This window comes from Sorangium sp. So ce176 (assembly GCF_051519835.1).
In the GTDB taxonomy this organism is placed as follows: Bacteria; Myxococcota_A; Polyangia; order Polyangiales; family Polyangiaceae; genus Sorangium; species Sorangium cellulosum_G.
Genome location: NZ_CP150371.1, coordinates 10,600,217 through 10,625,522, shown reverse-complemented (window position 1 = coordinate 10,625,522; position 25,306 = coordinate 10,600,217). Strand labels below are relative to the sequence as shown.

Sequence of the window (25,306 nt, the reverse complement as noted above, 5' to 3'; positions counted from 1 at the left end):
GGCGCGCGGAACCCGCGCGGGTCACCGATCGGGCGGAAGCGACGCGTCCGCGTCGGGGCCGGGTTCGGGCGGAAGCGACGCGTCCGCCTCCGGCTCGGCCCACGCGGGCGCGGCCTCGTCCGCCGGAGCTCCCGCCGAGGGCCCGCCCGGCCACGCATCCTGGCCGTCGTCGCGCAGGTGAATCTGCTCCAGGTAGAGCCCGTCCGGCGGCGCCGTGATCCCGGCGTGGCGCCGGTCCCGCGACGCGAGCGCGCGCGCGATAGCGCCGGGCTCCAGGTGGCCGCGCGCCACGTCCATCAGGGTGCCGACAAGGATGCGCACCATGTTGTGCAGGAACGCGTTCCCGTCGACGTCGATCCGGACGAGGCGCGGATCCGCAGGATCGAGCGACAGCTCGACACCGTACAGTGTACGGATCGTTGTCGTCCGCTCGTCCGCGCTGGTCCGGAACGCGGCGAAGTCGTGCGTGCCTGTCGCGGTGGCCGCCTCGGCGCGCGCCCGCGCGATCGCCTCGTCCGTGAGGCCCTCGACGCGCCAGGCGCGCCGGCTGAGGAACGGGTCGCGGACCAGATCGCGGAGGATCAGGTAGCGGTAGCGCTTGCGGAGGCTCTCGAAGCGCGGCGAGAACCCGACGCGCACGACGGCGGCGCGCCGGATCACGATCTCGTCCGGCAGGTGGCGCGCTGTCGCGAGGACCCAGCCGCGCGGCGGCAGCGGCGCCGCCGTGTCGAAGGCGACGCGCTGGTCGCGCGCGTGGACGCCCGCGTCGGTGCGGCTCGCGCCGCGGATCTCGCGGATGGCCGGGTCGATGGCGCGCAGCGCGCCGAGCAGCTCCCCCGCGACAGTGCGCTGGTCGCGCTGGCGGGCGTAGCCGGCGAACGGGCGCCCATCGTAGGCGACCGAGAGCAGGATCCCCCGGCTGGACGCGGCGACTAGCCTCGGCACGGCACGATGGGCGCGCGGCCTAGCCGCTGCTCCCCCCGGCGCCGCCCGCGCCCCCGGCAGCCCCGGCGCCGCCCCCGCCGTCGGCGGCCCCGGCGCCGTCGCTGCCCCCGGCGCCGCCGCTGCCTCCGGTGCCTGTCGCCGATGTCGTGCTGGTCGCCGACGTCGTGCTGGCCGAGGAGGTGAGGGGCGCATAGCCCCTGACGCACTCCTGGTTGACGAGGCCCTCCGCGTTCTTGCAGCACTCCTCGGGGGCCGCCGCGGCGCCGTTCACCAGGCAGTACGGGAACTGGTGGCAGCCGTCCGCATCCTTCACGATCCCCTGCTCGGGATCGAGGTTGTCGTTGCAGACAGGCGTGGTGCCGTCCTCTGCGCGGCACGCGGCGCTCTGCAGCGCGAGCGGCGCGAGCGCGAGGAGGAGCAGGCTGGCCATCCGGAGGGGGAGCGTACGCATCGGCTGCTTCCTATTGCTTGATGGTGAAGTTGATCGGAACGTTCACCACGACGCATCCGCTCTGCGGCGGAGGCAGTGATTTGCCGCGGAAACGTCCCAGGACGCAAGACGCAATCTCGCCCGAGCCTACCGTGTCGTTGAGGATCGAGGCGCTGCACACCGCGCCTGTCGAGGCGACCTGCACGCTCACCGTCAGCTTGCCGGAGACCTCCGAGGTGCGCAGCGCGCGGTTATAACAACCCTGCGCCGAGCGAGCGAGCCCGAGGACGGCGGAGTCGAGCGCGGGCGAGCTCGCGCCGTCGCCGCACTTGCCGGAGCAGGGCGACTTGCCCGTCGTGGCCGGGCCCTGGCCCGACGCGACCTTGCCGGCGTCCGCGCCGGCGTCCTCGACCTCGTCGACGGGCGGCGGCGGCGGGGGCGCGAACAGCGGCGGAGGATCCGCCGGCTTGCTCGCGACGGGCACGGACGGCGCCGGGGTCGGCACGTCCGGCTCGGGGCTCATCTTCCAGTAAAGCAGGCCGGCCATGAGCGCGGCGAGGACGACCATGCCTGCGATGTAGATACCTGAGTTGCCGGATTTTCCGGGGATCTGCTGAGATGACGGGGGCATCGATGCGGACACGTGAGAAGTCCTCCCGGAGAGGCGCGCGAGGTCCGGCCGTTTCGGCGGGGCCGTCGGGCACCGGAGCCGAGACGCACGTGCGTCCGGCGGGGGGCGAGTCTACAAGGGCCGACAGGGAAGCGCGCCAGGAAACTGGATGCGCCGGGGATGAACGCGGCGGGGCCGCGCGGGCGGGCAGCGCGGCGCGCGCGGGAGGCGGGCGGCGCAGCGCGCGGGCCGCTCAGCGCGCGTAGAACGACACAGCGGTGTCGCCGTAGGTGCGGACGGCGGCGCAGGTGAGCCCGGCGATCTCCGGGGAGGGGTCGCGCCGCGCGTGCTCGAGGACGAGGCGCCCGGCCGGCGCGAGCAGGCCGAGCGGCCCGGCGAGGCGCGCGGCCGCGGCGGCGGCTCTGGCCAGGGCGGCGTAGGGCGGGTCGAGCAGGGCGAGATCGAAGGGGCCCTCGTCGCGGAGCAGGTCGAGCGCGCGCTCGACCGGGAGGGGGACGACCCGCGCCGCCTCCTCGAGGCCGAGCGCGGCGAGGTTCTCGCGGAGCGTCGCGAGCGCGGGCCGGCCGTTCTCCACGAAGACCGCGCGGCGCGCCCCGCGCGAGAGCGCCTCGATGCCGAGCGCGCCGGTGCCGGCGTAGAGGTCGCAGACGAGCGCGCCGGTGACGTCGCCGAGCGAGGAGAAGAGCGCCTCGCGCACGCGATCCGCTGTCGGCCGCGTGCCCTCGCCGCGCGGCGCGGCGAGCCGCCGTCCGCCGAGCCGGCCGGCGATCACCCGCATGGTCGTCGCCCGCTCGCCGCGGGCCGCGCGGCGCGGCTCACCAGCGGTACGTCAGGTCGAGGGCGCCCGCGCCGAGGCCGACGCTGGGCTGCACGGTCCAGCCGGTGCGCTCCCCCGCCCGTCCGTCGCTTGTCACGAGCAGGTAGGCGCCGAGGCCCGCGGAGATCACCGCCAGCGGGTAGAAGACGTACTGGAGCGCCATGAACGTGTCCGCCCGCTCGCACAGCTTGACGCCGGCGTCGGCCGTCCGGCCCTCGCTGCCGGCCAGCCCGCGGACGGACTCGCGCTGCTCGGGGTCGCAGACGTCCTTGACCTCGGTGCCGAACAGGTTTCGGTAGGCGTCGTACCGCGCGTCGCCCTGGATGCTCGCGACCTGGACCGAGCTGATGACGCCCACGGTCCCGAACACAGCCCCTGCGCCGAGGCCGATGAACCCGCCCACGCGCTTCCAGTTGGTCTGCGATGCGTCGGCGGGCATCTGGCTGAGCGCGATGTCCGTGGTGGCGATGGGTCGGACGAGGACCGACGCCTCGGCGTCGAGGAAGCCTGTCGACTTGACGAGCACCTTGTGTGGCCCGACCGCCACCGTGAACACCCCCTCGCCGTTCTGCACCTTGCCGACAGGCTTGCCGTCGATGAGCACGCTCGCCTCCGCGGCGCCCGTCCTCACGCGGAGCGACCCCTGCGGCGGCCCGCCGGTCAGCGTCGCGAGCGCGTCCGCCGCGATCTTGCGGAGCGGCTCGTCGTTCGCCTCGGTGAGGTTCGCGCTGTACTTCACCGGCACGCTCGAGGACGGCCTTCCGCGGGTCCAGAGGTGCACGTCGCCCTCGACGTTGGTGTCGCTCTTGCGGAGCACGCCCCAGAGGTAGCGGTCGCTCTTGATGTGATCGGCGATGCGGGCCTGGCAGGCCGCGTCGGGTCGATCCTCGCATTGCAGGGACAGCGTCAGCACCTCGAGCGAGAAATCTCCTTCGCCGACCGACCACCCCGCGCTGTTCTTGATGGCGGAGCGGAGCGCCTTGGTCAGCGCGTCCGCCTGGTCGTAGGCGTCGTCGGTCCGGACGGCGATGACGGTGATCGGCACGGCGGCGGGCGACGGCTCCGCCGCCCGCACGGCGTCGGCGCGGGCGAGGCAGGAGAGGGCCACCAGGGCTGCGAGACCGGTTCTCTGTGCGCGCGTCATCATGCGGTCCTGGGCTCCACGCGCCAAAGTTACCCGGCCGGCGGCCGGGAACGCAATCTGTGAGCCGTGCGAGCCGCGCGCGCGGCGTTTTTCGTTTCACCCACGATTGCGCCGTGTCAGAGCGTCCCTGGCGCCGCCGGCCCGCGCCGCAGCGTGGAAGGCCGAGCGCTCGACCGCTGGTCCATGAAGCTCCCCCGACACATCTTTCGCGAGTACGACATCCGCGGCGTCGCCGAGCGCGACCTCAGCAGCGAGCTCGCCCGCGAGCTCGGCGCTGCCTTCGCCCTGCTCCTCCGCCGCGAGCTCGCCGAGGGGGCGCGCTCCGGCGCGGACCGGCCGCGCGTCGCTGTCTGCCGCGACGGCCGACGCTCGAGCGACAGGCTGTTCTCCGCCCTCACCGACGGCCTTCTCGGGGCCGGCGCCGACGTGATCTCGGCCGGCGTCGGGCCGACGCCGCAGCTCTACTTCGCCGCGCACCACCTCCGGACCGACGGCGCGATCATGATCACGGCCAGCCACAACCCGGCGCCCGACAACGGGTTCAAGCTGATGCGCGGCAAGGCCTCGTTCTTCGGCGAGGACATCCAGGCGCTCGCCGATCTGATCGAGGAGGGCGCCGCCGCCGGGGGCCGCGACGCGCCGGCGGCGAGGGGCGCGCTCACCGAGGTCGACCTCGCGGCCGACTACATCGCGGCGGTGCGCGCCGCGTCGCGCCTGTCGGGCACCGACGTCCGCTTCGTGATCGACGCCGGCAACGGCGCGGCCGGCCCGCTCGGCGTCCGCACGCTCGAGGCGCTCGGCTTCGCGCCGGACGCTCTCTTCTGCGACATCGACGGCCTCTTCCCGAACCACCACCCGGACCCGACCGTGCCCGAGAACCTCGAGGCGCTCCGCGCCCGCGTGCTCGCGACAGGCGCCTCGCTCGGCGTCGCGTGGGACGGCGACGGCGACCGGATCGGCGTCGTCGACGAGCGGGGCGAGGTGCTCTGGGGGGACAAGCTGCTGATCCTCTTCGCGCGGGCGCTCCTCGCCGAGCGCCCCGGCTCGGCGGTGCTCGGGGAGGTGAAGTGCTCCGAGACCCTCTACGCGGACATTGCCTCGCGCGGCGGGCGCCCCATCCTCTGGAAGACGGGCCATTCGCTCATCAAGACCAAGATGAAAGAGGAGGGCGCCTTGCTCGCCGGCGAGATGAGCGGGCACATGTTCTTCGCCGATCGGTGGTTCGGGTTCGACGACGCCGTCTACGCGACAGTCCGCCTGCTCGAGATCGTGGGCCGCGCGCGGCGGCCGCTCGGCGAGCTGCTCGCGGACGTCCCGGAGACCTTCGCCACCCCCGAGATCCGGGTCGACTGCCCCGACGCGGTGAAGTTCGATGTCGTCCGCCGCGTGACCGAGCATTTCCGCCGCGTCCGTCCGGTCGTGGACATCGACGGCGCGCGCATCGACTTCGGCGGCGGGGCGTGGGGGCTCTGCCGCGCCTCGAACACCGGTCCGATCCTCGTGCTGCGGTTCGAGGCCCGGTCGGTCGCGGACCGCGACGCGGCCCGCGCCGAGGTGGAGGCCGTCGTCTCCGATGCGGTCCGCGCGTCCCTCGCCGCCCCTCTGCCGTGAACAAGCCCGACATCGAGCCGCAGAACGAAGCCTGGACGATCCGCCGCGTGATCACGTGGGCCTCGGGCGACCTGAAGAAGCGCGGCGCGTCCTCGGCGCGCCTCGACGCCGAGCTCCTGCTCGGCAAGGTGCTGGGCCTCGACCGCGTCGGGCTGCTGATCGACGCCGAGCGGCCGCTCGACAAGGCCGAGCTCGCCGCCTACAGGGAGCTGCACCAGCGCCGCCGCGCCGGCGAGCCGGTCGCGTACCTGCTCGGTGTGCGGGAGTTCTACGGCCGCCCGTTCCGCGTCGATCCGCGCGTGCTCATCCCGCGCCCCGACACCGAGATCCTCGTGGAGGTCGGCCTCGCCCGGACGCGTCGCGTCGCGCTCGCCGCGCGCGTGCTCGATCTGTGCACCGGGTCCGGCTGCGTCGCGGTGAGCCTCGCGTGCGAGCGGCCCACCGGCCGTGTGCTCGGCGTCGACATCTCGGCCGGCGCGCTCGTGGTCGCCCGCGAGAACGCGCTGCGCCTCGGCGCGGTCAACGCGGGGTTCTTGCGCTCGGATCTCTTCGCCGGCGTGCCGTCCGGCCTCCGCTTCGACCTGATCACAGCGAACCCGCCGTACATCCCGGACCAGGACGTGGGCGCGCTGCAGATCGACATCCGCGGCTACGAGCCGCACCTCGCGCTCGCGGGCGGCGACGACGGGCTCGACGTCACGCGCCGGATCGTCGCGGAGGCCCCGGGCTGGCTCGCCCCTGGCGGCGTGCTGGCCCTGGAGGTCGAGGCCGGCAAGGCGGCCGAGGTCGCCGGGCTCTTCGCCGCGGCGGGGTTCACCGAGGTCGCGAGGAACCTCGACTACGGCGGGCACGAGCGGGTCGTCTCCGGCGTCCTGCCCTGATCGCCCGCGGCGCGCGGCGCGCGCAGAGGCCGCCCGGGGGCCGCGCAGCGCGCGCGCGCCTTCGCGAGGATGGGGCTGGCGTGCCGTATGCACCGCGTGGCGCGGTCGGTGGCGGGGGCTCCGCGGCGATCCGGGTGATCCGGGTGCGCCGGAGGTTGCCTGCTCCGCTGTCCGAGCGCGTTCGCTGACGCGGAGAGGTGTTCCATGAGGCAGGTGGATCCCAGGCCCGAGAGCTCGACGGCGGACCTCGTGAAGGAGGCGATCGTCGAGGCCCGTGAGCTGATCGAGGTCGAGGTCGCGCTGGCGCGCGACGAGATCAACCAGGAGATCGCGCGGGCGAAGGCGTCGGGCGTCGCGCTCGGCGCGGCGGCCGCGGCGGCGCTGCTCGGCGTCGCGCTGGTGCTCGTCGCGATCGCGCTGGCGATCGCGCCGGCGCCGCTGCCGGCGCTCTTGATCGGGCTCGGGCTCATCGCCGTGGCCGTGGTGGTGGGGCTCGTCGGCTACGGGCGCGTGCCGAAGAGGCCGCTGGAGCGGACGCGGGGCCGCCTCGGGTCGGACGTGCGGCTGGTCCGGGAGCACATCGTATGAGGGGGCTGAACGGCCAGCGGGAGGAGTTCGAGCGGAAGGCGGACGAGCTGCGCGATCGGCTGCTGCACACGATCGAGGCGATCGATCAGCGGCGCCACGCGATCCTCGACGTGAAGACCCAGGTGCGCCGGCACGGCGCCGGGGTGGTCACGGGGGGGCTCATGCTCGTGCTGATGGGGGGCGCGGCGGTGATCTCGGTGGTCCGGGAGGCGCGCGCGCGCGACGCGCGGCTGCGGCGGGAGCGCGTGCGGGCGCTCGTCCGCTTCTGGCGGCACCCCGACTGGGTGGCGCCGCGGGCGAAGCCGAGCGTTCCGCGCGAGATCGGGCGGAAGATCCTGGTGGGCGCGGTGTCCTTCCTGGCGATACAGCTCATCCGGCGCGGGATCCGGCTCACGATGGTGACGCCGGGGCGAGAGGCCTTGTCGCGGAGGCGGGTTCCGGAGCTGCAGGCCTAGGGTCGTCTTGGCGGGATTCGCCGAGCTGCCCGGCCCCCGGAGAGGGTGTTCTCCGCGCGGGGTGGGGGATGGGCGGCTCAGGGCTCGGTGTAGAGGGCGGTGCGCCAGCCGAGGTAGAACCCTGGCTGGCGCACGGACGTGCTCCAGGTGTAATCGGCGTAGAGCCAGGGGCCCATCGACACCTTCCAGAGGCGGATCCCCTCGTAGAACACGCCGCCTCCGATGCGGGCGGGGAGGGCGCCGTCGATGGCGTCGGTGTCGTCGTCGGCGTCCGCGGTCGTGTAGGCCAAGCCGGTGCCCGCGTCGAGGATGACGCCCACGTCAGTCCAGCGCTCCCCGAGCGAGAAGAGCGGGAAGATCTCGGTGTGGAACATGAAGCCGCCGGCCAGGATGGAGTGGTCCGCGGCGGCCAGGGCGTGCCCGCCGACCCCGGCGCCGAACGTGAGCCAGTCCGCGAGCACGCCGCCGAGCCAGACGTAGCCTCCCCCGCCGATGCCGACGCCTGTCTCGGTGTAGTGACGCTGGAATCCTATCTTCTGGACGTCATTCGGGTAGCCGGCGGCGCTCCCGAGCGCGAGGCCGCCGGAGATCCCCGCGGCGAACCCGCCGCGCCGCGTCGTTCGCCTCGGCGAGAACAGCGGATCGATCGCTGGCGTCTCCGCGGCAGGCTGCGGCTCCGCGCCGGCCGGGTCGTCCGCTGCGCCCGGGGGCTGCGGCTCCGCGCCGGCGGGCGCGGCCGGCGCTGTCTGCTGCGCGGCTGCGTCCGCCGGCGCTGTCTGCTGCGCGGCTGCGGCGGACTGGAGCAGGCAGATGCCGAGGAGCGCCGGCAGCGCGGTCGCGCGTCCAGGGTGGAGGGGCGTCGCCATGGGCTTCCTTCCTATACGATGGCCGGGGTCTCGAGCACGAAGATCGAGGAGATGTGCCCGGGCTTCAGGTGGATGAGGCCACGAAACGGCTCGCCGCCGCGATAGGCCAGCATCCCGAAGTCCCCATCGTGGGTCAGGGTGACTCGTCGCTGACGATGTGCGTGGCGGAGCAAGTCGACATCATCTCTGCCGTCCATCCCTTCATCGACCACCGAGCGCACGTCCTCGTCGCCGGCGAGGCGCGCCGCGCCAGCCAGAGGTGGCCCCGGCCTCCGCGCGCCGAGGGGAGACGCGCGCGCCTGCTCCGCGCGCCGCGCCGGAGCGCGCGGAGCAGACCCGCGTGCCCAGGTGCGCGGGCAACGCGGGGCGCGCTATGCTGCTCGTCCAATGAAGGCTTCTCCCGGCCTGCTCCTCGCGGCGTTTCTCGCTGGCGCCTGTGGAGGTGCCGACGCACACCGAACGGGTCCCACCATGACAGCAAGCTCCTCGTTGCCCCCTGGCGCGGCCAGCGCTGCGCCCGCCCCCGCTCCCCCTGGCCGCCCCGCGTACCCGCCCACCCGCGCCGTTCCGGTGAAATACACCCTGCATGGGGTCGAGATCACCGATCCGTACCGCTGGCTCGAGGACGGCGATTCGCCGGAGGTGAAGGAGTGGATGAAGTCTCAGGACGCGTTCACGCGCGCCGAGCTCTCCCGGCTCCCGGAGCGGGACGCGATCGCGTCGAGGCTCAAGCAGCTCTTCTACATCGACGCTGTCTCCGCGCCGCGCCACCGGCGGGGCCGGTACTTCCTGAGCCGGAGGCACGCGACGAAGGAGAAGTCGATCATCTACTGGAAGGAAGGAAAGGGCGGCGAGGAGCGCGCGCTGCTCGACCCGAACCGGTGGTCTGACGACGGCAGCGTCTCGCTGGGCGGCTGGGAGGTGTCGTGGGACGGCAAGAACGTCGCCTACAAGGTCCAGAAGAACAACTCCGATGAGGCGACCCTCTATGTGATGGATGTCGCGTCCGGCAAGCGCTCCGAGGTCGACGTCATCGAAGGGGGCAAGTACGCGTACGCGTCGTGGACGCCCTCGGGCGACGGCTTTTACTACGTCTGGCTCCCCACCGACCCGTCGATCCCGGTCGCCGACAGGCCCGGCTACGCGGAGGTGCGCTTCCACCGGCTCGGCCAGGATCCCAAGCAGGATCGCGTTGTGCGCGGCAAGACGGGCGACCCGAAGACGTTCCTCAATGTGTCCCTCTCCAAGGACGGCCGCTTCCTCGTGCTCACGGTGTCCCACGGGTGGACCTCGACGGACGTCTACTTCCGCGATCTCCGCAAGCCGGGCGGGCAGGCGCAGGCGGTGGACAAGCCGCTCGCCGTCGGGCGCGACGCTCATTACAACGTCGAGGTCCACAAGGACCGGTTCTACGTCCACACCGACGAGGGCGCGCCGCATTACCGCCTCTTCGAGGTCGACCCGGGCAGGCCGGAGCGCGCCGCGTGGAAGGAGATCGTCCCGGAGCGCCCCGACGCCACGCTGGACAGCGTCTCCGTCGTGGGTGGGCACCTCGCGCTGAGCTATCTCGAGGACGCCTCGAGCCGGGTCGAGGTGCGCTCGCTCGACGGCAAGCTGGTCCGCGAGGTCCCGCTGCCCGGCATCGGCACCGTGGGCGGCCCGTCCGGGCTGCCCGACGAGGACGAGGCGTATTTCTCGTTCGAGTCCTTCACCTCGCCTCAGGCGATCTACGCGACGTCCATCAAGACGGGTGAGACGGCGCTCTACGCGCGCATCGACGTGCCAGTCGACCCGTCGCCCTTCACCGTCGAGCAGACGTTCTTCCCGTCCAGGGACGGCACGAAGATCTCGATGTTCATCGTCCGTCGCAAGGACATGAAGAAGGACGGTAGCTCCCGCGCGCTGCTCTATGGATACGGAGGCTTCCAGATCTCGCAGACCCCCTCGTTCACCGCGTCGATGTACCCCTGGCTGGAGCGGGGCGGCGTGTACGCGGTGGCGAACCTGCGCGGCGGCGGCGAGTACGGCGAGGCGTGGCACAGGGACGGGATGCTGCTCAAGAAGCAGAACGTCTTCGACGACTTCATCGCCGCCGCGGAGCACCTGGTCCGCGAGGGGTACACGCAACCCGAGCGGCTCGTCATCCAGGGCGGCTCGAACGGCGGGCTGCTCGTCGGCGCCGCGCTCACGCAGAGGCCGGAGCTGTTCGGGGCCGTCGTCTGCGGCGTTCCCCTGCTCGACATGGTGCGATATCACCTGTTCGGGTCCGGCAAGACGTGGATCAGCGAATATGGATCCGCCGACGACCCGGAGCAGTTCAATGCGCTCCACGCCTACTCGCCCTATCACCGCGTCAGGCCGGGGACGAGGTACCCGGCCGTCCTGCTGCTGTCGGCCGACAGCGACGATCGGGTCGATCCCATGCACGCGCGCAAGTTCGCCGCCGCCCTCCAGGCGGCGAGCGCTGGCGGCCCGGTCCTGCTCCGCATCGAGCGCAACGCCGGGCACGGGGGCGCGGATCTCATCAAGGCGGCCGTCGAGAAGGGCGCCGACCAGATCTCCTTCGCGCTGTCGGCCACGAGCGCGAAGGCGCACGCCATCAGGTAAGGCGCGAGGCGGCGCGACGGACAGGCTTGCGGCTCAGCGCCGCGACGGGTAACAACGCGCCGCTGTGCGAATGCTTCACCCCGGAGCCGGGTCCTCGCGGCGCGGGCCTTTGACCTCGCGCCCCCTCGCGACCGCCGTCTCGGCGCTCGCGGAGGAGCCGCGCGCGCCGCTCGCGGAGCTCTCCGACCCCGCGGCGGTCCTGGCCGGGCTCATGGACCTGCACGGGAGCGTCTCGCTCGCGCGCGAGCTCTCGCAGCTCGACCGCGCCGCCCCGTCGTCGGCGCCGCCGCCGGCCGCCGGTGCGCGCGCCGAGGTCCGGGCGCTGGCCGCAGATCGCCTCGGCGAGCTCGCCGAGGCGCTCGACCACGTGTTCGCCGCGCCGTTCCACCGGCGGAACAAGCTGCCCGACGCCGGGGCGGTGCTCGCGACGCTGGAGCAGACAGGGGTGCTGCCCGCGCGCTCGCGCGCCGGGCGCGCGCTCGCGCACGCGGCGGGCCAGCTCTGGGGGCCGTTCGGCGAGCTCGCCGACCGCGTCCTCGGCCGCATCCGGCTCGAGACGCGCGCGCTGCGGGAGGAGCTCGCGCCGTCGCTGCGGGCGCTCGGCCCGGGCGCGGCGCGGCTCGAGCGGCTCGACGCGGCGATCTCCGCCGCGACCCAGAAGCGGCGCGAGCGCGCGCTCGCCGAGCTCGTCCCCGGCCTCGCGCGCGCCTTCGCGCGCGGCCTCCGCGGCGCGGTGGCCGCGCTGCCGGAGGAGGCCGGCATCGAGGAGATCGCGGGCTGGTTCGGGCAGGATCGGTGGCTCGGGCGGGAGCTCCAGCGCATGGAGCTCGTGGTGCAGGCGGCGCTCGCGCACGAGGCGGGCCGGCTGCTCGCGCTGGTCGACGGGGCCGCGGCGGCGGGCGAGCCCGCGTAGCCCGCGGGGGGCTTGACGATGCGGCTCGCGACGGCGCGGCAGTGGACGACGCGGCTCCTGGTGCTCCTCGCCGGGGGGCTCGGCCTCGCGCTCGTGGGGCGGGCGGCGCTCGTCTACCGCGGGACGGATCCGCTCGCGTACCGCCTGGTGCAGCTCATCGCGCTCGGGCTCGCGCTCGGCACGCTCGAGCTGTTCGTGCGCGCGGGGCGGGCCGCGCGGCTCGGGCGCGAGATCGCCGCGCTGCCGCGGCCGGCGACGCGGGCGGCGATCGAGCAGAGCAGCGCGCCGCTCCGGCCGCTGCTCGAGGCGCGGATCGCCGGGGTGGCGTCGCCAACGGCCGGCGCATCGTTCGCGTCGTACCTCGTCGGCCTGCTCGTGACGATCGGGCTGCTCGGCACGTTCCTCGGCCTGTTCGAGACGCTGCGGGGGGCGCGCGAGGCGCTGACCCTGAGCGCCGATGTGGACGCGCTGCGGCAGAGCCTGGCCGCGCCGATGCAGGGCCTGTCGCGCGCGTTCGGCACATCGGCGGCGGGCGTCGCCGCGTCGGCGATGCTCGGGCTCGCCTCCGTGCTCGTGCGCCGGACCGAGGGCGCGGCCGTTGCCGCGCTCCAGGCCTACGCGGCGGGCCCGCTCGCGGCGCTCACTGTCGCGGGCCGGCAGCTCGCCGCGCTGGAGGCGCTCGCGCGGCAGGGCGACGCGCTGCCCGCGGCGGCGTCGTCGCTGCGCGAGGCCACCACCCGGCTCGAGCGCCTCGAGGAGCGGCTCCTGGCCGTCCAGGTCGAGGGCGCGCGCCAGACCGCCGCCTCGTTCGCGGAGGCCGCGGCCGGGATCCGCGGCGACATCGCGGCGGGCCTCCGGCAGACGGCCGACGTGGCGGCCGGCGTGGTGAGGCCGATCCTTGCCGAGGCGGTGGAGCGCGCCGGCGCGACAGCGGGCGAGGCGCTGCAGGCGGTCGAGCGGCGCCTCGACGAGGAGGCGCGCGCGCGGCGGGAGGCGGACGTCGCGTCGGCGTCGCGGCTGGAGGGGCAGGCGGAGCGGCTTGCGGCGGTGGTGGGGGAGGCGATCGAGCGGCTGGAGCGGGCGCAGGCGGCGCGGCTGGCCGAGGCGGCGGAGCGGCAGGCGGAGCTGGACGCGGCGCGCGCGGCGCACCTGACGGCGCTGGGCGAGGCGCTGGCGGCGCCGCTGACGGAGGCGGCGCGTGCGGCGCAGGCGGCGCCGGAGGCGGCGTCGCGGCTGATCGCGGAGGCGTCGGAGCGGCTGTCGGCGCGCGCGGAGGCGGACGCGGCGCGCGACGCGCGGCTGGACGCGCTGCTGGAGAAGCTGTCCGAGGCGACGGCGGGGATGTCCGGTAGCGCGCGGGAGCAGGCCGAGCGGGTGGCGGCGCTGGCGGAGCAGGTGGCGCAGAGCGCGGCGGAGCGTGACGCGCGGGCCGAGGCGCGGGTGGCGGCGCTGGGGGATGCTGCGGGGGCGCTGCTGGCGGAGCAGGCGGCGCGGCTGGCGGCGTTCGAGGAGCGGCTGGACGGCGCGCGGCGGGAGGCGGCCGAGGGGCTGGCCGAGCGGCTCGGCGCGCACGCGCGTGGGCTCGGCGAGAGCCTGGAGCGGCTCGAGGGGGGCGTGGCGTCGCGGCTGGAGCGGCTCGAGGGGGGCGTGGCGTCGCGGCTGGAGCAGATGGAGGAGGGCGCGGCGAAGCGGTTCGAGCGGCTGGATCGGGAAGCTGTCGCGCGCCGGCAGGCGCTCGAGACCGAGTCGGCGTCGCGGCTGGAGGGGCAGGCGGAGCGGCTTGCGGCGGTGGTGGGGGAGGCGATCGAGCGGCTGGAGCGGGCGCAGGCGGCGCGTCTGGCCGAGGCGGCGGAGCGGCAGGCGGAGCTGGACGCGGCGCGAGCGGCGCACCTGACGGCGCTGGGCGAGGCGCTGGCGGCGCCGCTGACGGAGGCGGCGCGCGCGGCGCAGGCGGCGCCGGAGGCGGCGTCGCGGCTGATCGCGGAGGCGTCGGAGCGGCTGTCGGCGCGCGCGGAGGCGGACGCGGCGCGCGACGCGCGGCTGGACGCGCTGCTGGAGAAGCTGTCCGAGGCGACGGCGGGGATGTCCGGGAGCGCGCGGGAGCAGGCCGAGCGGGTGGCGGCGCTGGCGGAGCAGGTGGCGCAGGGCGCGGCGGAGCGTGACGCGCGGGCCGAGGCGCGGGTGGCGGCGCTGGGGGATGCTGCGGGGGCGCTGCTGGCGGAGCAGGCGGCGCGGCTGGCGGCGTTCGAGGAGCGGCTGGACGGCGCGCGGCGGGAGGCGGCCGAGGGGCTGGCCGAGCGGCTCGGCGCGCACGCGCGCGGGCTCGGTGAGAGCCTGGAGCGGCTCGAGGGGGGCGTGGCGTCGCGGCTGGAGCGGCTCGAGGGGGGCGTGGCGTCGCGGCTGGAGCAGATGGAGGAGGGCGCGGCGAAGCGGCTCGAGCGGCTGGATCGGGAAGCTGTCGCGCGCCGGCAGGCGCTCGAGACCGAGTCGGCGTCGCGGCTGGAGGGGCAGGCGGAGCGGCTTGCGGCGGTGGTGGGGGAGGCGATCGAGCGGCTGGAGCGGGCGCAGGCGGCGCGGCTGGCCGAGGCGGCGGAGCGGCAGGCGGAGCTGGACGCGGCGCGAGCGGCGCACCTGACGGCGCTGGGCGAGGCGCTGGCGGCGCCGCTGACGGAGGCGGCGCGCGCGGCGCAGGCAGCGCCGGAGGCGGCGTCGCGGCTGATCGCGGAGGCGTCGGAGCGGCTGTCGGCGCGCGCGGAGGCGGACGCGGCGCGCGACGCGCGGCTGGACGCGCTGCTGGAGGGCCTGTCGGAGGCGACGGCGGGGATGTCCGGGAGCGCGCGGGAGCAGGCCGAGCGGGTGGCGGCGCTGGCGGAGCAGGTGGCGCAGGGCGCGGCGGAGCGTGACGCGCGGGCCGAGGCGCGGGTGGCGGCGCTGGGGGATGCTGCGGGGGCGCTGCTGGCGGAGCAGGCGGCGCGGCTGGCGGCGTTCGAGGAGCGGCTGGACGGCGCGCGGCGAGAGGCGGCCGAGGGGCTGGCCGAGCGGCTCGGCGCGCACGCGCGCGGGCTCGGTGAGAGCCTCGAGGCGACGGCGGCGGTTGTGCGCGAGGCCTCGGAGCTCGTGCGGGCCGGCGGCGCCGAGATGACGGCGGTGGCCGAGATGTTCACCGTCGCTGTCGACCGTTACCGCGACGCCAGCGATCGCTGGCTGAACAGCCTGGGCGCGATCGAGGACGCGGTCGAGCGCCGCGATCACGGGGAGGCGGCGGACCTCCTCGGCGCCTACCTCGACCAGACCCGCGAGGTGTTCGACCATTCGTTGCAGTTCCAGCGCGAGCTCTTCTCCGAGCTGCGGGCGCTGAGGAGCAGGACGAGCTGATGCGCCGCCCCGCGCTGCCCCCTCCTCCCGGCTCCTCGTGCCCGCAGGTCGTCAGGTCCATGGCCCGCTGGGAGAGCTCCTCGATGTTCCTGGTGCCGTCCATGAGAGCTCGCCGCCGATGTCCCTGACGCCGGCCGAGGACGACGCGCTCGAGCAGGCGGCGGTCTGGCCGGTCTTCGGCGACCTGATGGCCTGTCTCTTCGGGCTCTTCGTGCTCTTCTTCGTCTGGGCCATCTCGTTCCAGGTCGACCTGACCCGCGATCTCGCCGTCGAGCGCGCCACCCGCGCCGCGGAGCGCGCGCGCCTCGAGTCGCTCGAGCGCGCCCTGGCCGGACCGCTCGCCGAGGGGAGGATCACGCTGACGGAGGGGCGCATCGGGATCCGCGGCAGCATCCTGTTCGAGCTCAACTCCGCCGAGCTCCAGCCGGAGGGCGTGGCGCTGCTGCGCGCGCTCGCGGACCCGCTCAAGGCCTACCTCGAGCATCATGACGAGCTCATCATGGTGAGCGGCTTCACGGACGACCGCCCGCTCACGAGCTCTTCCCGTGGCTATGCCGACAACTGGGAGCTCTCGGCGCAGCGCGCGCTCACGGTGACGCGCGCGCTCGCCGTGGCCGGCGTCCCCGACAAGGCGCTGTTCGCCGCCGGCTTCGGCGAGCGGCACCCGGTTGCGCCCAACGATACGAGCGAGAACCGGGCGAAGAACCGCCGCGTCGAGATCTCGCCCATCCCGCGGCGGGGCGCTCCCTGATGCCGTCGACGCTGGATTTTTTGCCGCCGGTTGTCGACCCGGAGGAGCGCCAGCGGCGTCCAGCCCAACCTCAGCGGCGTCCAGCTCAACCTCGGTCGGGGCGCCCGCCTCAACCTGGGTCGGCGGCCGCGGACCCCCAACCCGGGTCGGTTGCGGCCGCCGCTCAACCTCGGTCGGGGCGCCCGCCTCAACCTGGGTCGGCGGCCGTGGACCTCCAACCCCGGTCGGTTGCAGCCGCCGCTCAACCTCGGTCGGTCGCTGAGGCCCCTCAACCCGGGTCGGTTGTGGCCGCTCAACCTCGGTCGGGACGCCCGCCGCAACCTGGGTCGGTGGCCGCCGACCCCCAACCTGGGTCGGCTGCCGCCCCCCAGTCCGGGTCATCTGCTACCCCCCACCCCGGGCCGTCCATCGCTGCAAAACCCGGCTCGCCTCCTCGCACCGCTCATCCCGGATCGCTCACCGTCACCCACCCTGGGTCATCCGATACCCCCCACCTCCTCCCCACCCGCCTCGCTGCCCTCCAGGCAGCCGGCGCCTCTCGCTTCGACCCCGCCAGCTACCGCCTCATCGAGGCGCTCCTCGAGCGCGCCGGCTCCCTCGACGGCGGCGCCCGCGCGCGCCTCGCTGCCCGCGCCGCCGACCGGCTCGCGGCGCTCGAGGCCTCCTTCCACCGCGCGCGCGCCGAGGCCGAGGCCCAGCTCCGCGCCCTCGCCGACGCCGGCATCCCCGACGACGGCGCGCTCGCCGCCGCCCTCGCCCTCGGCGACCTCCCCGCCGTCGTTCGGGCCGCTCGCCGCCGCCTGCGCGCGCTCGCCCAGGGCCGGCAGAAGACCGCCGTCCCCTCGCTCGCGCGCCTGCGCGGCGAGATCGCGGCGCGCGAGGTGCGCCTCCCCGAGCCGCTCGCGCGCGACCTCGCGCAGCTCCCGTGCGACGGCGACGTCATCGAGCGCCGGGTCAAGCGGCAAGCCCAGGCGCTCAGCAACGCGCTCTCCACGGCGCTCTTCCACGAGTCGCTCGTGAGCGCCCGCGCCACGCTCGCTGTCGCGCGCGCGACCGACAACGTCCCCGAGGACGCCGGCCCCTACAACGCCCAGGTGCTCGCCGCCCGCGCGCTCTGCGCCGCCGAGCGCCTCTCCGAGCCCTACCTCCGCGCCCTCGTCGCCGGCCTCCAGGACCTCGGCGCCCTGGCCGCCGCGCTCGAGCCGCCGCCAGAAAAGCCAACCCGGAAGAAAGCCGCCCCGCGCAGCACGCGGGACGTGAGGAACACCCCCGACGCCGGCGCCCGCCGCCGGCCCGCCCGAAAAAAAGAATCCCTTTTCCGTGGATCGCGTTAGGTAAGTAGTCCCCATGCCTCGCTCGCCAGGCCGATCCCTCGCTGTCCTCGCGCTCGCCCTGCTCGCCGCCGCCTGCTCCTCCGCCGCCGACAAGGTGCAGAGCGGGCCGGCGACGCCGCCGCTCAAGCAGTGCGGCACCGAGGTCGTCCGGCACGGCGACGGCTACAACGGCGCGGCGCGCGAGTGCATCTGGCAGGCGTACAGGAACCGCGAGCCGTCCGAGTTCAAGACGACCCGGTACACCATCGAGGGCGACCCCGTCAGCTACCACCTCGAGGTCACGGCCACGGGCGTCGTGGTCGTCGTGGACAGCAAGGACCGCTACGCCATGCAGGGCGTCTTCCGCCACGCCTGCCGCAACCTCGAGCGCATCATGCAGGAGGGCACCGAGGACCGGTTCGGCTTCGCGCTGAGCGCCTGCTCCGGCGGCGGCGCCGAGCGGCTCGCGGTCCCGTGACGGATCCGCGGCGCGCCGGTGCGTTCCGGTCGGTCCAGCAGCCCACCGGCCCTGCCGCGGGCCTCCCCGCGGCCACGGCGCAGGCGGACGGCGGAAGCGGCGGAAGCGAAACGGCAAGCTGCGCGCAGCACGCGCGGCGTCCGACCTCCGCGCGGACGATCGCCGCCAGGCGCGGCCTGAGGCCTGATCTGGTGGACGCGACCGATCCTTGGCGCGTAGGCTCGCGCAAGGCCACCGGAGCGGGCAGCACGATGACTAGACCGAGCGTCCTGTACTGCACGATGGGGTCGAGCCAGGCGCCGGAAGGGCGCGGATGACGCGCGATGAGCGCCCGTCGTCCGGCAGCTCGGCAGAGCGTGCCCGCGAGCAAGCTGGGGGGAAGCGCCGTGCAGCCTCACCTCGTCTTTGAAGCCGCCGGGATCAGCCATCCCGGCATGGTCCGGGACACGAACGAGGACAGCTTCGCGATCCTCGAGTCGCGCGGGCTGTTCCTCGTGGCCGACGGCATGGGAGGGCGCGCCGCCGGGGAGGTCGCGTCGCGGATGGCGATCGACACCGTGCGCGACTTCTTCAACGACCCGGAGTCCACCTGGCCTGTCGCCGTCAGCGTCGGCCCGCCCACGGTCCGGGGCTCCGAGGCCCGCTACGTCGATCAGGGCCTGCCGCTGCTCGTCGCGGGCATCCAGCTCGCGAACGGACGCATCTTCTCCGCGGCGCGGCGCGACCGGGAGAAGCGCGGGATGGGCACCACGTTCGTCGCCGCGCTCGCGCGCGACGGCTTCGTCGCCATCGCGCACGTGGGCGACAGCCGCGTATACCGCCTCCGCGATCAGCGCCTCGAGCAGCTCACTCGAGATCACTCGCTGGTCAACGAGTGCATCCGCCTCGGCCACCTCCTCCCCGAGCAGGCCAGCACGTTCCCGCTCCAGCACGTGATCACCCGCGCCCTCGGCACCGACGAGGCCGTCGAGGTGGAGACGCGGATCGAGGCCATCGAGGGCGGCGACGTCATGCTCCTCTGCTCGGACGGCCTGTCCGGCGTGGTGCCGGCGCAAGATATCGCAAGTATCCTTGGAGAGCGCGTCGACCTCGGCGAGATCACCGCGCGGCTCGTCAAGCGCGCCAACGAGAACGGTGGCCCCGATAACGTCACCTGCGTTGTCGTGCGCTGGCGCGCCTCTCCCGACGGCCAGCCCAGGCGCTGAGCCGCGCATCGCACGGGCCGTGTGGGGCCGCGCATTGCGCGCGGCTTGTCCCCTTTTCCATGAAACGTCAACTGCCGGAGAGCGCGCCACCATGTTAATGCCGGTCGGGAATCCCGATGGGCGCGCGAACGAACGGATCGGCACAGCCGCAGTTGACGAGCTCCACGACATCGACCCCCCGGAGCGCGGCGGCGGCCGGCACGGGGAAGCTCCGCGGCGCGCGGCGCGCTGAGCCGGCCGCGCCCGCGCTCGACCCGGCGGAGCACCGGGCGCCGCTCAAGCTCCTCGACGCGGCGCGCGAGCCGGATTTCATCGAGGTGCTCGGCTCGCGCGAGCACAACCTCCACATCGATCGGCTCGAGGTCCCGAAGCGCAAGCTCGTCGTGTTCACGGGGGTGAGCGGCTCGGGCAAATCGAGCCTGGCGTTCGACACGCTCTACGCCGAGGGGCAGCGGCGATACGTCGAGACGCTGAGCTCCTACGCCCGCCAGTTCCTCGGTCAGCTCGAGCGCCCGCAGGTCGAGCACCTGCGCGGGCTGTCGCCGACGATTGCCATCGAGCAGAAGAGCGCGTCGAGCAATCCGCGCTCCACGGTCGGCACGATCACGGAGGTCTACGATTACCTGCGCGTGCTCTATGCGCGCGCCGGCGAGCAGCATTGCCACCTCTGCGGCAAGCCGGTGAAGGCGCAGAGCTCGGAGCAGATCGTCGGCGAGCTCCTCGCGATGCCCGAGGGGACGAAGTTCGTGCTGCTCGCGCCGCTCGTGACGCACCGGAAGGGGGAGTTCAAGGACCTCTTCGAGGAGCTCCGGGGCCGCGGCTTCGTGCGGGTCGAGATCGACGGGGCGCAGCACCGGCTCGACGAGGCGCCGCGGCTCGACAAGAAGCTCAAGCACACCATCGCGCTCGTCGTGGACCGGCTTGTCGTGCGCGCCGACGAGCGCCAGCGCATCACCGAGGGCGTCGAGCTCGCGCTCCAGGAGGGCCGCGGCGAGCTCCGGGTCGAGCTCCAGGCCGACGACGGCGCCGCGGCGCGCAAGCGCCGCCCGGCGGCCCCGCTGCTGTTCAGCGCCGCGCGCTCCTGCTGCGGCCAGAGCTTCCCCGAGCTGTCGCCGCAGAGCTTCTCGTTCAACAGCCCGCTCGGCATGTGCGGCGCGTGCAATGGCCTCGGCACCCGCCTCGAGATCGACCCCGACCTCGTGATCCCGGACCCCTCGCTGTCGATCCGCGAGGGCGCCATCGCCCCCTGGGCGTCGGCCATGGCGCGGGGCGAGGGCTGGACGTTCCGCATCATCGACGCCGTGGCCAAGGCGTGCTCGGTCGACCTCGACGCGCCCTGGCGCAAGCTCGGGGCGAAGAAGCAGGAGATGGTGCTCCATGGCCTCTCGGGCAAGCGCATCGCGGTGACGTGGGGCAAGGAGGGGAGCGAGACGCACGGCACCTGGGGCATGCGCTTCGAGGGCGTGATCCCGAGCCTGATGCGCCGGTTCCAGCAGTCGTCGTCCGAGTCGGCGCGGGAGGCCTACCGCAAGTTCATGAGCGAGCGGGCGTGCGACGCCTGCGGCTCCCGGCGCATGCGCCCGGAGTCGCTCGCCGTGCGCGTCGCCGACAGGGGGATCGCCGACGTCACCTCGATGACGGTGCGGGACGCATTCGAGCATTTCTCCCGGCTGGAGCTCCCGGGCAACCGGCAGAAGATCACGGAGGGGGTGCGGCGGGAGATCACGAGCCGGCTAAGCTTCCTCCTGAACGTGGGCCTCGAGTACCTGACGCTCGATCGCTCCGGCCCGACGCTGAGCGGCGGCGAGGCGCAGCGCATCCGGCTGGCGAGCCAGCTCGGCAGCGAGCTCTCCGGGGTGATGTACGTGCTCGACGAGCCGAGCATCGGCCTGCACCAGCGGGACAACCAGCGCCTCATCGAGACGCTGCGGCGCCTCCGGGATCTCGGCAACACGGTGCTCGTTGTCGAGCACGACGAGGAGACGATCCGGGCCGCCGATTACGTCGTGGATTTCGGCCCCGGCGCGGGGCACCTCGGCGGCCGGGTGATGGCCGCGGGGACGCCCGAGGAGGTCGAGCGCCACCCCGACAGCCTGACCGGCGCGTACCTGTCCGGGCGCGCGCGCATCGAGGTGCCCGCGGCGCGGCGCGCGCCGCGCGGGTGGCTGGAGATCCTGGGCGCGTCCGAGCACAACCTGCGCAACATCGATGTCCGGTTCCCGCTCGGGGTGCTGCTCGCGGTGACAGGGGTGAGCGGCGCCGGCAAGAGCTCGCTCGTGAACGGCATCCTCCTCCCGGCGCTGGGCCGGGCGCTCCACAACAGCACCGAGCCGGTCGGCGCGCACCGCGCGATCAAGGGGCTCAAGGCGCTCGACAAGGTGATCGCGATCGACCAGAAGCCGATCGGCCGCACGCCGCGCTCGAACCCGGGGACGTACACGAAGGCGTTCGACCAGATCCGCGAGATCTTCGCCGAGCTGCCGGAGTCGCGCGCGCGCGGCTATGGCCCGGGGCGGTTCAGCTTCAACGTGAAGGGCGGGCGCTGCGAGGCGTGCAGCGGCGACGGCATGGTGAAGGTCGAGATGCACTTCCTCGCCGACGTCTACGTCCCTTGCGACGTGTGCGCCGGCAAGCGGTACAGCGCGCAGACGCTCGCAGTGCGGTACAAGGGCAAGAGCATCGCCGACATCCTCGACACGAGCATCGAGGACTGCCGGCAGCTCTTCGAGCACCACGTCGCCCTGCGGCGCGTCCTCGACACGCTGGTCGAGGTCGGCCTCGGGTACATGAAGATCGGCCAGAGCGCGCCGACGATGAGCGGCGGCGAGGCGCAGCGCGTGAAGCTGAGCCGCGAGCTCGGCAAGAGCCAGACGGGCCGCACGCTCTACGTGCTCGACGAGCCGACGACGGGCCTGCATTTCGAGGACATCCGCAAGCTCCTCGGCGTGCTCCACCGGCTGGTCGAGGCGGGCAACACGGTGGTGGTCATCGAGCACAGCCTCGATGTCATCAAGTGCGCCGACTGGGTCGTCGACCTCGGCCCCGAGGGCGGCGCCGGCGGCGGCCGCGTCATCGCCGAGGGGACGCCGGAGGACGTCGCGAAGGTGCCGGCCTCGTACACCGGGCAGTTCCTGCGCCCGCTGCTGGGCGCGAGCTAGCGCCCACCGCGCCTCCAGGCGCAGCGCTGCAATGTAACGAGCAATTCACTGATTCTGACGATCCTGCCTATCCATTCTGTACAGGAATGGTGTCATGGGCGGATTTGTTCCGCGTGCTTGCATCGCGGTACAAAAGCGCGTAGCCGGGATCGATGGACACCAGCGTGTCCTCGAGTGCGAAAGCACCCCACCAGCTGCTTCAGCAAACCACTCTGATTTCCCGAGCGAGCCGGGCTGTCGCACTCGCCCCTGTGCTCGACGTCCGTTGACGGGAGGGCCCATGCAGATCTCGAAGCACTCTCTGTTTCTCGGCCTAGGAATGTGGCTGGGTGCCGTCTCCGCTGTCGCTTGCTCCGCCAGCGGTACATCGGCGCCTGCGCCTTCCGGATCGGGATCCTCCGGTCCTGGAAGCACGAGCGGCGCCGTCGGCGCCGGCGGCTCGGGCGGCGGCGGCTCGACGGCGACGGGCGGGGTCGGAGACGATCTCGGCAGCGGCGCCACCACCACCACCGGCGTCGGCGGCGGCGGCGATGTCCTGATGCCGGCGGAGGATCCGAAGACGTGCGCGGAGGCCGCCGCGAACAAGTCCTACGTCGGCTGCGACTTCTGGCCCACGGTCACCGCCAACGTCGTCTGGTCGATCTTCGATTACGCGGTCGTCGTCGCGAACGCGGGAGACGAGATCGCCGAGGTCGAGGTGACGCGCGCCGGCGAGGTCGTCGCGCAGGCCGAGATCCAGCCCAACAGCCTGTCCAAGATCTATCTCCCCTGGGTCCCCGAGCTGAAGGGACCCGACGCGAACGCGTGCGCCTCCGGCCGGTCGATCGACAGGTCGGTCCGCGTGGACGGCGGCGCGTACCACCTCGTCTCGACCAGGCCGGTCACCGTCTATCAGTTCAACGCGCTCGAGTACAAGGGCGCGGGGGGGCCCGCCGGCAAGGACTGGTCGTCCTGTCCGGGCAACAGGGTGTGCGATGGCAGCACTGCTGGCTGCTTCTCGTTCACCAACGACGCCTCGCTGCTTCTGCCGAGCACGGCGATGACAGGCAATTACCGCATCACCGGCCAGCAGGGCTGGGCCCAGGTCGCGATGGGCGGATATATGGTCATCACGGGCACCAAGGACGGCACCAGCGTCACGGTGAGCGTGGCCCAGGGCGGCGCGGTTGTCGCCGGCGGCGGCATCCCCGCGACGCGCGGCGGCGAGCGCTTCACGGTCGAGCTCGACGAGGGCGACGTCGTCGAGGTCCTCGGCGACCCGGCCAAGGACCTCAGCGGCAGCCTCGTCACCGCCACGAACCCCGTCCAGGTGCTCACAGGCATGCCGTGCGTGCAGTCGCCGATCGGCCGGCTGGCGTGCGACCACATCGAGGAGTCGGTGTTCCCCGCCGAGACCCTGGGCAAGCGTTACTTCGTCACGGTCCCGACGTCGCCGGGCGGTAAGGTCGTCGGGCATATCGTGCGTCTTTACGGCAATGTCGACGGCACGGCGCTCACCTATCCGTCCGGCCGGCCGGACGGCGGGCCGACAAGGATCAACGCCGGCCAGGTCGTCGACCTCAGCCTGGTGAAGAGGGACTTCGAGGTCGTGGGAGATCACGAGTTCGCGGTCAGCTCGTTCATGCTGGGCGCCGAGGCCGTCGAGAGCTCCACCGGCCAGGCCAACGAGAAGGGCGATCCGTCGCAGAGCCACCCCACCGCGGTCGAGCAATACCGCACCAAGTACATCTTCCTCGCGCCGAGCGACTACGACGAGAGCTACGTCGACATCATCCAGCCCGTGGACGCCTCGGTCACGCTCGACGGCGCCGCCGTGGACGCCGCGCCGACCCCGATCGGCAACGGCTCGGGCTTCGGCGTCGCGCGCGTCAAGCTCGGCCCCGGCAACAGCGGCGCGCACGTGCTGAGCGCCTCGGCCCCCGTCGGCATCCAGGTGATCGGCTACGGCTCCTACACGAGCTACCAGTACCCGGGCGGCCTCAACCTCCTCACCATCGCGCCGCCGCCGCCCCCGCCCCGGTGACAGCGCCGGCAGGGCGCCACCGCCGCCGCTGGATTGTCTTTCCCCGCCGCCTGACCTAGCACCACCGCATGGCGGCCAGGCAACGCGTCACGGCCCGGGGCGCGGCGCTCTTCGTCGTCCTGGCCAGCCTCGCCTTCGCCACGAGCGGCCCTCTCGCCCGGTACGCGCGCCCTGTCCACCCGCTCTTCATCGCCTTCGGCAGGGTCGCCCTCGCCGCCGCGGCGCTCTCGCTCATCGACCTGCGCGGGATCGCCCGCTCGGCCGCCGCCCTCTCGCCGCGCCAGCGCGCCGCCGTCCTGGCCGCGGGCCTCCTGCTCGCCGTCCACTTCGCGCTCTTTCTCTGCGGGCTCGACCGCACCTCCCTCGCCGCGGCGCTCTCGCTCATCTCGCTCGAGCCGCTCGCCGTCGTGCTCTGCGCGTGGGTGTTCTTCCGCGTCCGCCCCACGCGCTCCGAGCAGGCCGGCGTGCTCCTCGCCACCGCCGGCGCCGCCCTTGTCGCGCGCGCGGCCGGCTCCGGCGATCACCGGCTCTCGGGCGACCTCATGGTCGTCGGCGCCACGCTCCTTTACGGCCTCTACGTCTCGTTCGCCCGCGCGCTCCGGGACGCCTTGCCGGCGCGGAGCTACGCCGCGCTCGTCTACACGAGCGCCGCCGTCTTCCTCGCCGCGGCGCTCCCCGTGGCGCCCGGCGCGCTCGAGGGCGTCTCCCCGCCGCCGGCCCACGCCGCCGTCGCCATCGTCGCGCTCGCGCTCGTGCCCACCCTGGTCGGCCACACCGCGGTGCAGGCCGCGGCGCGGCGCATGTCCCCGGCGATCGTCGCGCTCGTGTCCCCCGGCGAGACGCTGGGCGGGATCGTCATCGGCGCCCTGTGGCTCGACGCCATCCCGACGGCCACGGAGGTCGCCGGCGCCGCGATCATCCTCGTCGGCGCCACCGTCGCCATCCTGGGGTCGAGCTCGCCCGCGGCCCAGGGCGCCGGCTGACGCGCTCTTCCAGGCGCCGCCCGGACTGGCGATGTCCGGATCGCGACGCCCGGGTCGCGATGGAAGCATGCCTGTGCAGCGAGGGAGCCGAGCGCTCATGATCTTCGCCAGGACGGAAGTCGCCGGCGCGCG

General features: G+C 74.0%; 21 protein-coding genes. 14 read left to right on the top strand and 7 right to left on the bottom strand.

Annotated features, from left to right (window positions below; genetic code table 11):
- Positions 1–21: 21 nt before the first annotated feature.
- The 5 genes from truA to WMF42_RS40180 all read right to left on the bottom strand — a co-directional run bounded on the left by truA (position 22) and on the right by WMF42_RS40180 (position 3,931).
- Positions 22–945: a tRNA pseudouridine(38-40) synthase TruA gene (gene truA / locus WMF42_RS40200; protein ID WP_233562668.1), complete on the bottom strand. Its 924-nt coding sequence runs from the start codon at positions 943–945 to the stop codon at positions 22–24.
- A gap of 19 nt (positions 946–964) precedes the next feature.
- Positions 965–1,396, bottom strand: a complete 432-nt coding sequence (locus WMF42_RS40195) for a hypothetical protein (RefSeq protein WP_434043838.1) — start codon at positions 1,394–1,396, stop codon at positions 965–967.
- A gap of 10 nt (positions 1,397–1,406) precedes the next feature.
- Complete coding sequence (locus WMF42_RS40190) at positions 1,407–1,943, bottom strand: AgmX/PglI C-terminal domain-containing protein (RefSeq protein ID WP_437688350.1); 537 nt, start codon at positions 1,941–1,943, stop codon at positions 1,407–1,409.
- 295 nt (positions 1,944–2,238) lie between these two features.
- Positions 2,239–2,784: a 16S rRNA (guanine(966)-N(2))-methyltransferase RsmD gene (gene rsmD, locus WMF42_RS40185; RefSeq protein WP_061610116.1), complete on the bottom strand. Its 546-nt coding sequence runs from the start codon at positions 2,782–2,784 to the stop codon at positions 2,239–2,241.
- A gap of 37 nt (positions 2,785–2,821) precedes the next feature.
- A complete protein-coding gene (locus WMF42_RS40180; protein WP_437688349.1) occupies positions 2,822–3,931 on the bottom strand; it encodes a PEGA domain-containing protein in 1,110 nt (369 codons plus the stop codon).
- Between the two features lie 219 nt (positions 3,932–4,150).
- On the opposite strand from WMF42_RS40180, the gene WMF42_RS40175 reads away from it, so the two are divergent.
- The 4 genes from WMF42_RS40175 to WMF42_RS40160 all read left to right on the top strand — a co-directional run bounded on the left by WMF42_RS40175 (position 4,151) and on the right by WMF42_RS40160 (position 7,502).
- A complete protein-coding gene (locus WMF42_RS40175; protein ID WP_437688348.1) occupies positions 4,151–5,578 on the top strand; it encodes a phosphomannomutase/phosphoglucomutase in 1,428 nt (475 codons plus the stop codon).
- On the top strand, positions 5,575–6,459 hold the full coding sequence (gene prmC / locus WMF42_RS40170) for a peptide chain release factor N(5)-glutamine methyltransferase (protein WP_061610119.1): 885 nt from the start codon (positions 5,575–5,577) through the stop codon (positions 6,457–6,459). Before WMF42_RS40175 ends, prmC begins: the two co-directional genes overlap by 4 nt.
- A gap of 204 nt (positions 6,460–6,663) precedes the next feature.
- The gene (locus WMF42_RS40165) at positions 6,664–7,047 is read left to right on the top strand and encodes a phage holin family protein (RefSeq protein WP_061610120.1); all 384 of its coding nucleotides are present in this window, start codon (positions 6,664–6,666) and stop codon (positions 7,045–7,047) included.
- On the top strand, positions 7,044–7,502 hold the full coding sequence (locus WMF42_RS40160; protein ID WP_061610121.1) for a hypothetical protein: 459 nt from the start codon (positions 7,044–7,046) through the stop codon (positions 7,500–7,502). The genes WMF42_RS40165 and WMF42_RS40160 overlap by 4 nt, the downstream gene beginning before the upstream one ends.
- A gap of 77 nt (positions 7,503–7,579) precedes the next feature.
- On the opposite strand, the gene WMF42_RS40155 is transcribed toward WMF42_RS40160, so the two are convergent.
- A complete protein-coding gene (locus WMF42_RS40155; protein ID WP_437688347.1) occupies positions 7,580–8,368 on the bottom strand; it encodes a hypothetical protein in 789 nt (262 codons plus the stop codon).
- Positions 8,369–8,379: 11 nt separating this feature from the next.
- A complete protein-coding gene (locus tag WMF42_RS40150; RefSeq protein ID WP_267888109.1) occupies positions 8,380–8,580 on the bottom strand; it encodes a DUF5615 family PIN-like protein in 201 nt (66 codons plus the stop codon).
- Positions 8,581–8,839: 259 nt separating this feature from the next.
- On the opposite strand from WMF42_RS40150, the gene WMF42_RS40145 reads away from it, so the two are divergent.
- The 10 genes from WMF42_RS40145 to WMF42_RS40100 all read left to right on the top strand — a co-directional run bounded on the left by WMF42_RS40145 (position 8,840) and on the right by WMF42_RS40100 (position 25,174).
- Positions 8,840–10,975 carry a prolyl oligopeptidase family serine peptidase gene (locus tag WMF42_RS40145; protein WP_081426722.1) on the top strand — a complete coding sequence of 712 codons (2,136 nt, stop codon included), beginning with the start codon at positions 8,840–8,842 and terminating at the stop codon, positions 10,973–10,975.
- Between the two features lie 109 nt (positions 10,976–11,084).
- Positions 11,085–11,888: a hypothetical protein gene (locus WMF42_RS40140; protein WP_233561978.1), complete on the top strand. Its 804-nt coding sequence runs from the start codon at positions 11,085–11,087 to the stop codon at positions 11,886–11,888.
- An 18-nt stretch (positions 11,889–11,906) separates the two neighbouring features.
- Positions 11,907–15,263 carry a hypothetical protein gene (locus WMF42_RS40135; RefSeq protein ID WP_437688346.1) on the top strand — a complete coding sequence of 1,119 codons (3,357 nt, stop codon included), beginning with the start codon at positions 11,907–11,909 and terminating at the stop codon, positions 15,261–15,263.
- A gap of 118 nt (positions 15,264–15,381) precedes the next feature.
- A complete protein-coding gene (locus tag WMF42_RS40130) occupies positions 15,382–16,014 on the top strand; it encodes an OmpA family protein (RefSeq protein WP_061611708.1) in 633 nt (210 codons plus the stop codon).
- 329 nt (positions 16,015–16,343) lie between these two features.
- On the top strand, positions 16,344–17,348 hold the full coding sequence (locus WMF42_RS40125) for a DUF2894 domain-containing protein (RefSeq protein WP_061611709.1): 1,005 nt from the start codon (positions 16,344–16,346) through the stop codon (positions 17,346–17,348).
- A 13-nt stretch (positions 17,349–17,361) separates the two neighbouring features.
- The gene (locus WMF42_RS40120) at positions 17,362–17,805 is read left to right on the top strand and encodes a hypothetical protein (protein ID WP_437688345.1); all 444 of its coding nucleotides are present in this window, start codon (positions 17,362–17,364) and stop codon (positions 17,803–17,805) included.
- A 386-nt stretch (positions 17,806–18,191) separates the two neighbouring features.
- The gene (locus tag WMF42_RS40115; RefSeq protein ID WP_081426912.1) at positions 18,192–19,010 is read left to right on the top strand and encodes a Stp1/IreP family PP2C-type Ser/Thr phosphatase; all 819 of its coding nucleotides are present in this window, start codon (positions 18,192–18,194) and stop codon (positions 19,008–19,010) included.
- A gap of 116 nt (positions 19,011–19,126) precedes the next feature.
- Positions 19,127–22,168, top strand: a complete 3,042-nt coding sequence (uvrA, locus tag WMF42_RS40110) for an excinuclease ABC subunit UvrA (RefSeq protein WP_061611711.1) — start codon at positions 19,127–19,129, stop codon at positions 22,166–22,168.
- A gap of 319 nt (positions 22,169–22,487) precedes the next feature.
- Entirely contained in the window at positions 22,488–24,191 is a 1,704-nt protein-coding gene (locus tag WMF42_RS40105) for an IgGFc-binding protein (protein ID WP_437688344.1), read from the top strand.
- A gap of 68 nt (positions 24,192–24,259) precedes the next feature.
- Positions 24,260–25,174: a DMT family transporter gene (locus WMF42_RS40100; protein WP_061611713.1), complete on the top strand. Its 915-nt coding sequence runs from the start codon at positions 24,260–24,262 to the stop codon at positions 25,172–25,174.
- Positions 25,175–25,306 lie beyond the last annotated feature (132 nt).